The organism is uncultured Streptococcus sp., assembly GCF_938036805.1.
Classification (GTDB): Bacteria; Bacillota; Bacilli; order Lactobacillales; family Streptococcaceae; genus Streptococcus.
In genome coordinates this window covers 1-14,336 of the sequence record NZ_CALHWC010000056.1, presented here as the reverse complement: position 1 = coordinate 14,336, position 14,336 = coordinate 1, and the positions used below count along the sequence as shown (strand labels likewise).

General features: G+C 42.4%; 13 protein-coding genes. 12 read left to right on the top strand and 1 reads right to left on the bottom strand.

The genetic code is table 11. From position 1 onward, the window contains the following. From Q0191_RS02225 to icd, 4 genes are all read left to right on the top strand, one after another. Window positions 1–823, top strand: an 823-nt coding sequence (locus Q0191_RS02225; RefSeq protein ID WP_297663435.1) for a magnesium transporter CorA family protein, incomplete at its 5' end; no start/stop codon positions are given. 215 nt (window positions 824–1,038) lie between these two features. Continuing rightward, entirely contained in the window at window positions 1,039–3,702 is a 2,664-nt protein-coding gene (gene acnA, locus Q0191_RS02220; RefSeq protein WP_297663433.1) for an aconitate hydratase AcnA, read from the top strand. A gap of 2 nt (window positions 3,703–3,704) precedes the next feature. Next, complete coding sequence (locus tag Q0191_RS02215; RefSeq protein ID WP_061603125.1) at window positions 3,705–4,823, top strand: citrate synthase; 1,119 nt, start codon at window positions 3,705–3,707, stop codon at window positions 4,821–4,823. Then, the gene (icd, locus tag Q0191_RS02210; RefSeq protein ID WP_297663430.1) at window positions 4,810–6,021 is read left to right on the top strand and encodes an NADP-dependent isocitrate dehydrogenase; all 1,212 of its coding nucleotides are present in this window, start codon (window positions 4,810–4,812) and stop codon (window positions 6,019–6,021) included. Before Q0191_RS02215 ends, icd begins: the two co-directional genes overlap by 14 nt. 31 nt (window positions 6,022–6,052) lie before the next feature. On the opposite strand, the gene Q0191_RS02205 is transcribed toward icd, so the two are convergent. Beyond that, window positions 6,053–6,451 (bottom strand): hypothetical protein, encoded by a 399-nt coding sequence (locus Q0191_RS02205; protein WP_297663427.1) that lies wholly within the window; start codon window positions 6,449–6,451, stop codon window positions 6,053–6,055. A gap of 357 nt (window positions 6,452–6,808) precedes the next feature. Here Q0191_RS02205 and Q0191_RS02200 point away from each other — a divergent pair, with 357 nt between their 5' ends. The 8 genes from Q0191_RS02200 to lacB form a co-directional block, all read left to right on the top strand. Continuing rightward, a complete protein-coding gene (locus Q0191_RS02200; RefSeq protein WP_297663425.1) occupies window positions 6,809–8,383 on the top strand; it encodes a DEAD/DEAH box helicase in 1,575 nt (524 codons plus the stop codon). A 286-nt stretch (window positions 8,384–8,669) separates the two neighbouring features. Further along, complete coding sequence (locus Q0191_RS02195) at window positions 8,670–9,416, top strand: DeoR/GlpR family DNA-binding transcription regulator (protein ID WP_005590674.1); 747 nt, start codon at window positions 8,670–8,672, stop codon at window positions 9,414–9,416. A 324-nt stretch (window positions 9,417–9,740) separates the two neighbouring features. After that, window positions 9,741–10,217 (top strand): PTS sugar transporter subunit IIA, encoded by a 477-nt coding sequence (locus tag Q0191_RS02190; protein ID WP_148887539.1) that lies wholly within the window; start codon window positions 9,741–9,743, stop codon window positions 10,215–10,217. A gap of 20 nt (window positions 10,218–10,237) precedes the next feature. Further along, a complete protein-coding gene (locus Q0191_RS02185) occupies window positions 10,238–10,543 on the top strand; it encodes a PTS sugar transporter subunit IIB (RefSeq protein ID WP_005590672.1) in 306 nt (101 codons plus the stop codon). Between the two features lie 52 nt (window positions 10,544–10,595). Next, complete coding sequence (locus Q0191_RS02180) at window positions 10,596–12,071, top strand: PTS galactitol transporter subunit IIC (RefSeq protein ID WP_148887540.1); 1,476 nt, start codon at window positions 10,596–10,598, stop codon at window positions 12,069–12,071. A gap of 157 nt (window positions 12,072–12,228) precedes the next feature. After that, the gene (locus Q0191_RS02175; protein ID WP_297663419.1) at window positions 12,229–13,125 is read left to right on the top strand and encodes an aldose 1-epimerase family protein; all 897 of its coding nucleotides are present in this window, start codon (window positions 12,229–12,231) and stop codon (window positions 13,123–13,125) included. 145 nt (window positions 13,126–13,270) lie between these two features. Beyond that, a complete protein-coding gene (gene lacA, locus Q0191_RS02170) occupies window positions 13,271–13,696 on the top strand; it encodes a galactose-6-phosphate isomerase subunit LacA (protein WP_297663416.1) in 426 nt (141 codons plus the stop codon). 148 nt (window positions 13,697–13,844) lie between these two features. Then, window positions 13,845–14,336: galactose-6-phosphate isomerase subunit LacB (lacB, locus tag Q0191_RS02165; protein ID WP_297663414.1), on the top strand; the 492-nt coding region annotated here is incomplete at its 3' end.

Genomic DNA, 14,336 nt, shown 5'->3' with positions numbered 1-14,336 from the left:
GGATTATGAAATTGATAAAGAGACCATCGAGTATGCGCTCGATAAGAACGAGCGGGCTCACATGGACTACAATCGTGAGAATGGAACTGTTGTCTTTATCTACAATGTCCTTAATCTAGCGACAGATAAGGAACATTATGAGACGATTCCGATGACCTTTGTGGCTCAGGAGGGGAGGCTCATTACTATCAGTAATCAGGACAATGCCTATGTTGTTGATATGATGAAGGCCTATACTGAGCGTCATGAGCCAGTATCGGTCTATAAATTTCTCTTTGCGAGTCTAGAGTTGATCTCCAATTCTTACTATCCAGTCGTTGAGCGGATGGACAAGCGCAAGGATGAAATTAATACTCTTCTGCGCCAGACAACTACTAAAAAGCACCTATTTGCTCTGTCAGACTTGGAAACCTCAATGGTCTATTTAGTTGCTGCGGCTAAGCAGAACCGCATGCTTCTAGAGCATATCAAAAGCCATGGTATTTACCGCCGTTTTGACGACTTAGAAACTGAACAGTTTGAGGATGCCATGATTGAGGCTCGTCAGCTCGTTTCGATGACTGATCTGATTGCTCAAGTTCTCAGTCAGCTCTCAGGCTCCTACAATAATATCCTGAACAACAATCTGAATGACAATTTGACTGTCCTGACTATTATTTCGGTCCTTCTGGCAGTACTTGCAGTTATCACTGGTTTCTTTGGTATGAATGTTCCTTTGCCATTGTCTAATGATAAAAATGCCTGGATTTATATTGTTATCATTAGTCTAGTCATTTGGGGACTTCTGACCAAGCTGCTAAAATGGTTGGCCAATAAGAAGTAAATTTCTGAAATCAAATTATTTTTCTATAACAAGCACCGAGATGGTGCTTGTTTTTTTCTTGATTGCTAAAGAAAATAATTGGTACAGTTTGTCTTTATTTTAAAAACTGTATTTTTATGTTAGAAAACATAACGTATTGTTAAGAAATCTTATTGCATAAAATTACATAATAAAGTATAATATAAAACAATTTAAAATAAGTGAGGGGTAGAAATATGGCAGAATACCTAAGCGATTTAAATTACAAAGGCAATTTATACCGATATATAGATCTTAAGAAAGCCTCGGCTTTACTAGGAGGAGATATAAAACAACTTCCTTATTCCATACGCATATTATTCGAAAGTGTCCTTCGTAAAGAAGATGGAATTGATGTCACTAAAGATAACATTTATTCTTTGATGCATTATCAAGCTAAATCACCAAGCGGAGAAGTTCCTTTTAAGCCTAGCCGAGTTATTCTCCAGGATTTTACGGGTGTTCCTGTCGTGGTGGATTTGGCTAGTATGCGCGATGCGATTGTTGGTCAGGGAGGTCAGGCCGATCAGATTAATCCAGAAATTCCGGTTGATTTAGTCATTGACCACAGTGTTCAGGTGGACTTTTATGGCTGTGATACAGCTCTAGAGGCCAATATGACCCAAGAGTTTATCCGAAACAATGAGCGCTACGAATTTCTCAAGTGGGCAGAAAAATCGTTTGATAATTATCGAGCAGTTCCTCCTGCTACGGGGATTATCCATCAGGTCAATATCGAATTTCTCAGTGATGTCATTATTGAAAAGGATGGCCAACTCTATCCGGACAGCATGTTTGGTACGGACAGTCATACGACTATGATTAATGGGATCGGTGTTCTGGGCTGGGGAGTCGGTGGGATTGAGGCCGAGGCTGCCATGCTGGGTGAGGCTTCCTATTTCCCAGTTCCTGAGGTGATTGGTGTTCGTCTCTTGGGCAGGCTGCCTAAGATTGCGACAGCGACGGATTTGGCTTTAAAGGTCACGCAAATCTTGCGGCAGGAAAATGTTGTTGGCAAATTTGTCGAGTTCTTTGGACCTGGTTTGTCTAATCTAAGCCTGGCTGACCGGGCAACAGTGGCTAATATGGCGCCGGAATACGGAGCTACCTGTGGTTATTTTCCGATAGATGAGGAAACGCTCAATTACATGCGTCTGACCAATCGGTCAGAAGATCATATCGAGCTGACCCGTCTCTATGCTCAAAAAAATCACCTTTTCTATGATGAAAAGGTTGAGCCAATTTATACCAAGGTAGTCGAAATTGATTTGTCCAGCATTGTGCCGAGTATCTCAGGCCCCAAGCGGCCCCAAGATTTGATTGAATTAACAGCTGCTAAAGAAGAATTTCAAGCTAGTATAGTCAGGGAAGCGGGGGTCCGAGGCTTTGGGCTAGATGAGAGCGAGCTGGAAAAGTCAGCAGTAGTTCAGTTTTCTGATCATGAGGAGACGATTAAGACCGGCCATGTGGCTATCGCTGCCATTACTAGCTGTACCAATACATCCAATCCCTATGTCCTGATGGCGGCAGGGCTTTTGGCCAAGAAAGCAGTAGAAAAAGGCTTACAGGTTTCAAAGACTGTCAAAACTTCTTTGGCTCCTGGCAGCAAGGTGGTCACAGGCTATCTCAAGAAGAGTGGCCTTCAGTCCTATCTGGATCAGCTTGGTTTCAATGTTGTCGGCTATGGCTGTACTACTTGTATTGGAAATTCAGGCAATCTCCGACCGGAAGTGGCTCAGGCGATTACGGATACTGACTTGCTGGCTAGTGCTGTTCTTTCAGGAAATCGCAATTTTGAAGGGCGGATCAATCCATTGGTCAAGGCCAATTTCCTAGCTAGTCCGCCCTTGGTGGTTGCCTATGCTCTGGCTGGAAATACCAATGTCGATCTGACCAGCGAGCCACTAGGTTATGATCAAAAAGGGCAGCCGGTTTATTTGATGGATTTGATGCCGGAGCACGACTTGGTTGCAGATTATGTTCAAAAATATGTGACGCGCCAGCTTTTTGAAAAAGAATATGCTCATGTGTTTGACGATAATGAAAAATGGAATCAGATTCCGACAGCCTCTTCTCAAAATTATCAGTGGAATCAGGCTTCGACCTATATTCAAAATCCACCTTACTTTGATGGCTTGGCTGATGATTTAGCCATTCAGCCACTGAAAAATCTTGCAGTGCTGGCAAAATTTGGGGATACGGTGACGACAGACCATATCTCCCCAGCAGGAAATATTGCCAGAAACAGCCCAGCGGCTTCCTATTTACTGGAGCACGGAGTGGATTACCAAGAGTTTAATTCCTATGGTAGCCGTCGGGGCAATCATGAGGTCATGATGCGGGGGACTTTTGCCAATATTCGGATTAAAAATGAATTGGCGGATGGGAAAATTGGTGGTTACACAGATTATAAAGGAGAGTTGCTATCCATTTATGAAGCGGCCATGCGTTACAAAGAAGAGCAAATTGACACCATTGTCCTAGCTGGCAAAGACTACGGTATGGGGTCCAGTCGTGATTGGGCAGCCAAGGGGGCTAATCTTTTGGGTGTCAAGGTGGTTCTGGCAGAGAGTTTTGAGCGTATCCACCGGTCCAATCTGGTCATGATGGGGATTCTTCCTTTGCAGTATCTAGAGGGTGAAAATGCGGCTAGTCTGGGCTTAACAGGCAAGGAGACTTTCGACATCAATCTGCCACAGAACCCGCAAGTTGGCCAGCTGGTTGACGTGGTGGCTCGTAAGGGTACTGAAGAAATAGCTTTTCAAGCTCGGCTGCGCTTTGATGCAGAGGCGGATATCCGTTACTATGAAAACGGAGGAATTTTGCCCATGGTCGTTAGAAAGAAATTAGAGGAGGTGTGAGCATGAGTCAGACGGACGGTTTGAAAGATACCATTGCCTGTGATACCAGGATTAGCCAGATTGTGGATGATTCCTTGTCTTATGCAGGCTACAATATTTCTGAATTGGTAGAGCACCATGCAAGTTTTGAAGAGGTGATTTATCTGCTGTGGCATTTGCATTTGCCGACTCAGATTGAGCTCAAGCATTTTGAAGAAGATCTGCGAGCTAATTATGCCATTAGCGATGCGGTGGAGCAGTGCATCCTTATCCAGTCCCGTAAGCACCTTCATCCCATGAGCGTCTTGCGCTCAACGGTCAGTCTTTTGGGGGTTTATAATGTCCATGCTGAGGAAACTTCTCTAGAAGCGACCTATGAGCAGAGCATCCAGCTTATGGCAAAGATGCCGACTATTATTGCGGCTTTTGCCAGACTGAGGTCGGGTCAGACTCCAGTAGAGCCGCGGGAGGATTTGGGCTTTGCGGCTAATTTCCTCTATATGCTCAAAGGAGAAGAGGCTAGTGAGCTTGAAGTCAAAGCCTTTAACTGTGCCTTGGTGCTCCATGCCGATCATGAACTCAATGCTTCAACCTTTGCGGCTCGTGTCTGCGCCTCAACCTTGACCGATATTTATTCCTGCGTGACAGCAGCTGTTGGAGCGCTCAAGGGCTCCCTTCATGGCGGTGCTAATGAATGTGTCTTTGATATGCTGAAAGAGATCAGAGAGGAAGGGGATTGCCAGGCCTACCTAGACCGCAAACTGGCCTCTCATGAGAAGATTATGGGCTTTGGTCACCGAGTTTACAAGACCCAAGATCCGCGTGAAAAATACCTGCGTCAAATGGCCAAGGACTTGACACAGGGGACCAAGGATGAGGTTTGGTATCAGCTTTCAGTGGAAATTGAAGCCTATATGAAGCATACCAAGCATCTGATACCGAATGTCGATTTTTATTCGGCTACGGTTTACCATGTGTTGGGCATTGACAGCAGTATCTACACCCTGATTTTTGCCATGAGTCGGGTGGCTGGCTGGATTGCCCATATTCAGGAACAGCGCAAGAACAATAAGCTGATTCGGCCACGTTCTAACTATATTGGTGCTCAAGGTTTGGAGTATCTTCCCATTGGAAGGAGATAAAATGGCAGATAAGATTTTGTTTGAGAAAGGGCGCTTGCAGGTACCGGATGCTCCTATTATTCCTTACATCCAAGGTGACGGGATTGGGGTTGATATCTGGGAAAATGCCCAGCTGGTCTTTGATAAGGCAGTGGAAAAGGCTTATGGTGGCCAGAGAAAAGTTGTTTGGAAGGAAGTTTTGGCTGGGAAAAAAGCAGCAGACCTGACGGGTGACTGGCTACCGGATGAAACACTGACAACGATTAAGAGCCATCTAGTGGCTATTAAGGGCCCGCTAGAAACCCCAGTCGGAGAAGGGATTCGTTCCTTGAATGTGGCCTTGAGACAGGAATTGGATCTTTACGCCTGCCTGCGGCCGGTTCGTTATTTCAAGGGAGTTCCCAGTCCGCTCAAGCACCCAGAGAAGACAGATATCACGATTTTTCGGGAAAATACAGAAGACATCTATGCAGGGATTGAGTGGGAGAGTGGAACGGCTGAAGTCCAAAAAGTTATCGATTTCCTGCAGAAGGATATGCAGGTTGACAAGATTCGCTTCCCAGAAAGCTCTGCTATTGGGATTAAGCCTATCTCTAAGCAGGGCAGTGAGCGGCTGATACGGGCGGCTATTGACTATGCACTAGCCAAAGGACTAAGGCGTGTCACTCTGGTTCACAAGGGCAATATCCAGAAATTTACAGAGGGCGGTTTTCGGAAATGGGGCTATGAACTAGCTCAAAGAGAGTATGCGGACGAGCTGGCTTCTGGAAAACTAATCATTCAGGATGTCATTGCAGATAATTTTCTGCAACAGATTTTGCTCTATCCAGAGAAATTTGATGTTGTCGCTTTGACCAATCTAAATGGTGACTATGCCAGCGATGCCTTGGCTGCTCAGGTGGGCGGGATTGGTATTGCGCCAGGAGCCAATATCAATTACGAGACTGGTCATGCTATTTTTGAAGCTACTCATGGGACGGCGCCAGATATAGCGGGTCAAAATAAGGCTAATCCTTGTTCACTTCTCTTATCAGGGGCCATGCTCTTTGATTACATTGGTTGGCCGGAGGTCTCTCATCTCCTGACTAAAGCCATTGAGAAGGCTCTCTTTGAGCAAAAAGTGACAGGCGATTTTGCCAGTCAGCTGGAAGGAGTACCAGCTTTGACCACTAGTCAATTTGCCGAGGAGCTACTGGCTAATATAGAGAAGTGTTCATAATGAAGAAAAAAGCGATGGAGAAGCTGTCTATTTAGGAAGCCTCTTCATCACTTTTTTGTCTTTTTCGATATTCCAGTCCCCAGCCGATGATCCAGCAAAAGACTAGCAGATAATTTTCAATCCAGCCCAGTAGGTTGGCTTGATTCGCCTTTTCCAGATAGCCTAGCAGATGGTTGGTGCCAAAGCCCAGCCCGCCCAGAATCAGTGCTATCAGGGTCATACGCAGATAGAACCAATCATACTTTATGTTGGCGGCAATGACTAAAGGCAGAATAGCCAGATTCCAGAAACCAATTTCCCGCTGCCAGTAGGGAGCTAGACCATAGATGGACTCATTGCCCAATAGCTGGGGCTGGAAAATCTGGATCATAGCTGCGCCCAGCATAGCTAAGAACAGTAAAATGAAAGTCACTCGTAAAAATTTATTCATACTTGTCTCCTTTCTTCTTTATAGATTATATTATTTTTGAAAATGATTTTCAAGTTTTCATTTTTTACAAAAGAGATCTTTAATAAAATATTTTACAAGCAAGTCCTATCTTTTTAGGTACTTTTGTGGTATACTAGATTAGTTGCAGAAATACAGTTTTTCTATTCAGTGGGAACTAGCGACCGAGTCGGCGCTTTTTTAGTGCCTAGACTTGAGAGACCATATTTATGAAGAGAAGAGCGAATACTCTCAGAAAATCGAGATTTAGCAAGAGAAAAGCACTTGGTATGTTTCGATAGTTGAGTATCAAAAGCCTTATAAGGTGGCTTCGCACCGCCTTTAGAAAGAAGAAGAACATTGAAATTTAATGAATTACATTTATCTGCTGAATTACTAGCAGAGATTGAAAAAGCTGGCTTTGTAGAAGCAAGCCCTATTCAAGAGCAGACAATTCCACTTGCTATGGCAGGTAAGGATGTCATTGGTCAGGCCCAGACAGGGACAGGAAAGACAGCAGCCTTTGGCTTCCCAACTCTGGAGAAAATTGATACAGATAATCCTGCTGTGCAGGCTTTGGTTATCGCTCCAACCCGTGAATTGGCTGTGCAGAGTCAGGAAGAGCTTTTCCGTTTTGGCCGCAGCAAGGGTGTCAAGGTGCGTTCTGTCTACGGTGGCTCTAGCATTGAAAAGCAAATCAAGGCCCTCAAGTCTGGTGCTCATATTGTCGTAGGAACACCAGGTCGTCTCTTGGATTTGATCAAACGCAAGGCGCTTAAGCTGAATCAGATTGAAACCTTAATCTTGGACGAAGCGGATGAAATGCTTAACATGGGCTTTTTGGAAGATATTGAGTCTATCATTTCCCGTGTGCCAGAAGAGCGTCAGACCTTGCTCTTTTCAGCGACCATGCCGGATGCCATTAAGCGCATCGGTGTCAAGTTTATGAAGGAGCCTGAGCATGTCAAGATTGCGGCTAAAGAGCTGACGACGGAGCTGGTGGATCAGTATTATATCCGTGTCAAAGAAAATGAAAAATTTGATACCATGACCCGCCTGATGGACGTGGATCAGCCTGAGCTGTCTATCGTCTTTGGCCGGACCAAGCGCCGGGTGGATGAGCTGACTCGTGGCCTGAAAATCCGCGGTTTCCGAGCAGAGGGTATCCATGGTGATTTGGACCAAGGCAAGCGCCTCCGCGTCCTCCGCGACTTTAAAAACGGCAATTTGGATGTCTTGGTTGCGACAGATGTGGCTGCGCGTGGATTGGACATTTCTGGTGTGACCCACGTCTACAACTACGACATTCCGCAGGATCCAGAAAGCTATGTTCACCGGATTGGTCGGACTGGTCGTGCTGGTAAGTCAGGTCAGTCTATCACTTTCGTAGCGCCAAATGAAATGGGCTATCTTCAGATTATCGAAAATCTGACCAAGAAGCGTATGAAAGGCCTCAAACCAGCGACTGCAGAAGAAGCTTTCCAAGCTAAGAAAAGAGTTGCCCTTAAGAAGATTGAACGCGATTTTGCTGACGAAAGCATCCGTTCTAACTTTGAGAAATTTAGCAAGGATGCCCGCAAGCTAGCGGCAGAATTCAGCCCAGAAGAGCTGGCAATGTATATCCTCAGCCTGACGGTACAGGATCCAGATACTCTTCCTGAAGTAGAAATTGCTCGTGAAAAACCATTGCCATTTAAAGCATCTGGTGGCGGTTTTGGCGGAAAAGGGAAGAGTGGCCGTGGCAACGGTCGTCGAGGTGACCAAGGTCGTGATCGTCGTGGTGGACGCGAAGACCGAGATGGCGGGCGTCGTGACTTTAAACGCAAGTCAAACAAGAATAGTCGTGATTTCGAAAGCAGAGGGAACAAGCGTCCGCACCGTACTTCTAGCGAAAAGAAAACCGGCTTTGTTATCCGCAATAAAGGCGATAAATAAACAAAAAATCCGATGTCAGCTGACATCGGATTTTTCTATTGAAAATAATTTGAATATCTTTCAAGATTTGTTTGAAAATAGCACAATGAAAACGCATAAACAAACAATAATCTATTTTTTTGAAAAAAAGTATACATTTTTTTGTTTATATGAAAAAATTGTAGTATAATGATATAAGCAATGGTGCATGGACATTAAAGTGATTTGAGGTGTCCAAGGAACCTAAGAATCAAAGGGGAAACTTTGATGAGACGTCTCTAGACATCAACAACAAGGAGGATTGTACATGAAGGAAAGTCGTCATAAAGTGATCTTACAAGAGCTGGACCAGACGGGAGTTGTGTCTGTTAAAAATCTGAAGGAATTGCTGAATGTAACAGATATGACCATTCGGCGAGATTTGATTGATCTTGAGAAGCAAGGACTTTTGATTCGGGTGCATGGTGGGGCTCATAAAAAGGTGAAAGATAGCTTGAATGAAGCTTCGCATTCTGAAAAAACGATGTTAAATATCGAAGAAAAGAAGCTGATTGCTAAGAAATGTGCTGATTTGATTGCTGAAGGAGACACAGTTTTTATCGGATCAGGTACTACAACGGATTTTATCGGCGATTATTTAGAGGGGAAAAATATCAGCATTGTAACCAATTCTCTCCCTATTTTCGAAAAGTTGAAGGATTATCCTAATTTTGATTTGATTTTGATCGGAGGACGCTATCGGGTCAAGACCCAGACTTTTGTGGGGCAGTTTGCCAATAAACTTTTACGAGAAATCAAGGTATCAAAGGCTTTTATTGGAGTGAACGGAATTGACGGCCACAATGTGACGACTGCCAATGAAGAAGAGGGGAATGGAAATGCCATTATTCTCAACAATGCAATTGAAAAATACATTGTTGCAGATAATAGCAAATTTGATAGCTATTCTTTCTATAGTTTTTACCGTTTGGACAATATTGACGCGATTGTAACGGATGATCATATCTCTCCGAAAGTGAGAGCAAAATATAGTTCTTACACCAAGGTTCTCTGATTTGATCGCGTTGTCATGAATGTTAATTTGAGATTCTGAAAGCTGCGAATTTCGTAGCTTTTATTTCTTGTTTCAAATGAATTGCATTTAATAGTGGGCGAAAAGTTCTTGTATATCAACTTAGACTTGCTAAGGATATTTTTATGACTCGTGTTATTCTTCAGCCATGCAGAATGACGAAATGTCCCATCTTCATATGAACATTAAAATTTTAAGTCATTAGATAAATAAACAAAAAATAACAAAACAAACTATTGACAGCGCTATCATATAATGATATAATTAATTAAACGAACAAAAAGAAACAAAAGGAGAGATGATGAAATGGCGCTTGCCCAATTATTTGATGAAAAATTGATATTTTGTTTACATGCTGATAATCAGGAAGATCTTTTTCATCAAGTAGCTGATTTATTAGAAGAAAGAGAAGTCGTAACTTCTTCTTATCGAAAGGCCTTACTTGAAAGAGAAAAGTCATTTCCGACTGGTTTGGATATGGAATTTTTAGGCAAAGATTTGCCGAATGTTGCCATACCTCATACGGATATTGCGCATAATTTGACTGAAAATGTGGTAGTTGTTAAGCTAGATCAGCCTGTAACCTTCCACAATATGATTTCTCCTACGCAAACCGTTGAAGTGTCTCTCTTGTTCTTTATCATCAACAACTCTAGCTCAAGCCAGACCAATATCTTAGCACAGTTAATGGATTTCTTCACTAGCGAAGGAAATCTAGCTGGTTTAGCTTCTTTGAACTCAAAAGAAGAGTTGTTCCAATATATTTCAAAAGTTATTAAATAAATAAATCGGAGGATTTTATTATGATTAAAATTTTAGCAGCCTGCGGAGCAGGGGTAAACTCAAGTCACCAAATCAAGAGTGCTCTTGAGGAAGAGTTGTCAAACCGCGGTTATGATGTACATTGTGATGCCGTGATGGTTAAGGATGTCAATGAAGATCTAATGCAAGGTTATGATATCTTCACGCCAATCGCTGCAACAGATCTTGGTTTTGAACCAGGAATCCCAGTTATCGAAGCTGGACCAATCTTGTTCCGTATTCCTGCAATGAGCGCTCCAGTGTTTGACAATATTGAAGCAGCTATTAAAGAGCACGGACTAAGTTAATCTATTCTTTATCTTGTTAACATTCATATAACAAAAAAAGGGAGGAATTATTATGGATGTCATTATTGACCTAGCCAATAAGATTTTCAAGCCAGTCTTGGAAATGGGTGGTCCTATCATCATGCTGATCATCTTGACAGTATTGGCCTTACTATTTGGAGTGAAATTCTCCAAAGCGCTTGAAGGTGGTATCAAACTTGCCATCGCTCTTACTGGTATCGGTGCCATCATCGGTATGCTTAACGGAGCTTTCTCAGCTTCACTTGCTAAATTCGTTGAAAACACTGGTATCCAGTTGAATATCACAGACGTTGGTTGGGCGCCACTTGCAACCATCACCTGGGGTTCTCCATGGACCTTGTATTTCTTGCTCATCATGCTCATTGTCAATGTGGCAATGTTAGCTATGAAAAAAACAGATACATTGGATGTAGATATCTTTGATATTTGGCACTTGTCAATTACTGGCTTGCTCATCAAATGGTATGCAGATAAGAGCCATGTAAGTCCTGCTGTATCACTCTTGATTGCAACTTTAGCAGTTGTCTTGGTTGGTGTCTTGAAGATTATCAACTCTGACTTGATGAAACCCACTTTTGATGATTTGTTGAATGCACCAAGTTCATCTCCAATGACTTCAACTCACATGAACTACATGATGAACCCTGTTATCATGGTTTTGGATAAGATTTTCGACAAATTCTTCCCTGGGTTGGACAAATATGACTTCGATGCTGCCGCTTTGAATAAGAAAATCGGTTTCTGGGGATCTAAATTCTTCATCGGTTTCCTTCTTGGTATCGTTATCGGTATCATGGGAACGCCACATCCAGTATCTGGCGTTGAGGAAGCAGCAAAATGGTCACTTGTTATTAAAGGATGGTTGTCTCTTGGTTTGACTGCCGGTGTCTCCTTGGAGCTCTTCTCACTTATCGGATCATGGTTTATCGCAGCCGTTGAACCACTTTCACAAGGTATTACAAACGTAGCAACAAAACGTCTTCAAGGACGTAAATTCAACATTGGTCTTGACTGGCCATTTATCGCTGGTCGTGCAGAAATCTGGGCCTGCGCTAACGTACTTGCCCCAATCATGTTGATTGAAGCAGTTCTGCTTTCTAATGTAGGAAACGGTATCTTGCCATTGGCTGGTATCATCGCAATGGGTGTGACACCTGCCCTTCTGGTTGTTACTCGTGGTAAATTGCTTCGTATGATTGTCTTTGGAACTCTCTTGTTACCACTCTTCCTTCTTTCAGGTACTCTGATTGCACCGTTTGCAACAGAACTTGCTAAAGGCGTAGGTGCCTTCCCTGAAGGAGTCAGCCAAACTCAGTTGATTACCCACTCAACACTTGAAGGACCAATCGAAAAACTTTTGGGCTGGACTATTGGTAATACTACTACAGGTGATATTAAAGCTATCATTGGTGCTATTGTCTTCCTTGGTGCTTATATTGGAATCTTTGCTTGGTACAGAAAGCAAATGATCAAACGGAATGCAGAATATGCAGCAAAAGCAAAATAATATCCGTTAACTATTGTTAAATATTGTAAGACTAGGGAAGCTAGATTGTCCATTTCCAAATGGGAATGTTGATAATCTAGCTTTTCCTATGTGATGAATACTAAGCAGAGAGAAATCAGAAGCCTGCCTTTTTCTCTGAAGTAGAGAGGAGATTTGGATGGTGATCGCGCTAGAAAATGATGAATTGACAGTGCAGTTTGAGAAATTGGGAGGAGCGCTTTCTTCAATCAAGGATAAGGATGGTGTAGAATACCTCTGGCAGGGGGATGCAAACTATTGGAGCGGTCAAGCTCCAGTTCTTTTCCCTATTTGTGGGAGTTTGCGTAATGACACTGCTCGCTATGTATTAAAAGATGGTCAAGAAGCGAGTGGAGTCATTCCTCGGCATGGTCTCGTTCGCAAGAAAGAATTTGAATTGCTTGAACAAACGGATACGAGTGTGACCTTTGCTATTGAGGACACAGAGGAGATGTTTCAGAACTATCCCTATCATTTTTGCCTATCAATTCGCTATAGCTTGACTGGTAAGAAGCTTCGTACCCAGTATATCGTGGAAAATCTTGGAGATAGTGGTGCCATGCCATACTTTATCGGAGGTCATCCCGGCTTTAACTGTCCATTATTTGATGATGAAAAGTATGAAGATTACTATTTGGAGTTTGAAGAGGAAGAAACTTGCAGCGTTCCTCTCTCCTATCCTGAAACTGGAATGTTGAACTTTCTGGAACGTTCAAGCTTCCTAGATCATCAAAAAGAACTAAATTTGGGCTATGATATCTTTGCTAAAGATGCAGTGACCCTTGATGAGCTAAAATCGCGGACTGTTGCTCTTCGTTCTCGGAATCATGATAAAGGGTTACGTTTAGATTTTCAAGAATTTCCAAATCTAATCATCTGGTCAACTATTAACAAAGGACCATTTATAGCCTTGGAACCTTGGTCAGGTTTGTCGACCTCGTTAGAAGAGGGTGATTATTTAGAAAGCAAGAAAAATGTCCGTCTACTCCCAGCAGGAGAAAAAGAAGAAATTGGATTTGATATTACTATTTTTTAAAGAAAAATTTTAAAAATGTTTAAAAACAAACATATAATGTTGACAACGAACACGGAATGTTGTATTATAAACTTGTGAATCAAATAACGTTTAATGTTTTAAAACATTTTAGTTCATTATATAGAAAATTAAAGGAGGACTTAACATGTCTATTATCATTGGTGCAGATGCTGCAGGTTTGAGATTGAAAGAAGTTGTGAAAGACTTCTTGGAAAAAGAAAACTTCCACGTAGTGGATGTTACGGCTGAAGGTCACGACTTTGTCGATGTGACTCTTGCTGTTGCTGCAGAAGTAAACAAAGAAGAACAAAACCTTGGTATCGTGATTGATGCCTATGGTGCTGGTCCGTTCATGGTTGCAACTAAGATTAAAGGAATGGTTGCCGCAGAAGTATCTGACGAACGTTCAGCTTATATGACTCGTGGCCACAACAACTCACGTATGATCACTATGGGTGCACAACTTGTCGGTGATGAATTGGCTAAAAACATCGCTAAAGGTTTTGTTAACGGTAAATACGACGGTGGTCGTCACCAGATTCGTGTCGATATGTTGAACAAAATGTGCTAATACTCTTCAAAAATCAAGATAATCTGTCGTCAGCTCACTTTAGCTAACTTCAGTTATGCTCGCAGCTCGCTTCCTAAGCTAATCTTGATTTTTCTTGAGTAAGGATAAATGATATGAGATTTATATAATTAATCGGAGGGAATAACTAATGAGAATTGCAATTGGATGTGACCACATCGTAACAGATGAAAAAATGGCGGTTTCAGAATTTTTGAAATCAAAAGGATATGAAGTCATCGACTTTGGTACCTATGACCACACACGTACTCACTACCCAATCTTTGGTAAAAAAGTTGGTGAGGCTGTAACTAGCGGTCAAGCTGATCTTGGGGTATGTATCTGTGGTACTGGTGTTGGTATCAACAACGCTGTCAATAAAGTTCCAGGAGTTCGTTCTGCCTTGGTTCGTGATATGACAACAGCTCTTTACGCAAAAGAACAATTGAACGCCAACGTTATTGGTTTTGGTGGTAAAATCACTGGCGAATTGCTTATGTGCGATATCATTGAAGCTTTCATCAATGCTGAATACAAACCATCTGAAGAAAACAAAAAATTAATTGCTAAAATTGAGCACGTTGAAAGTCACAATGCTCATCAAGCAGATGCAAACTTCTTTACAGAATTCCTTGAAAAATGG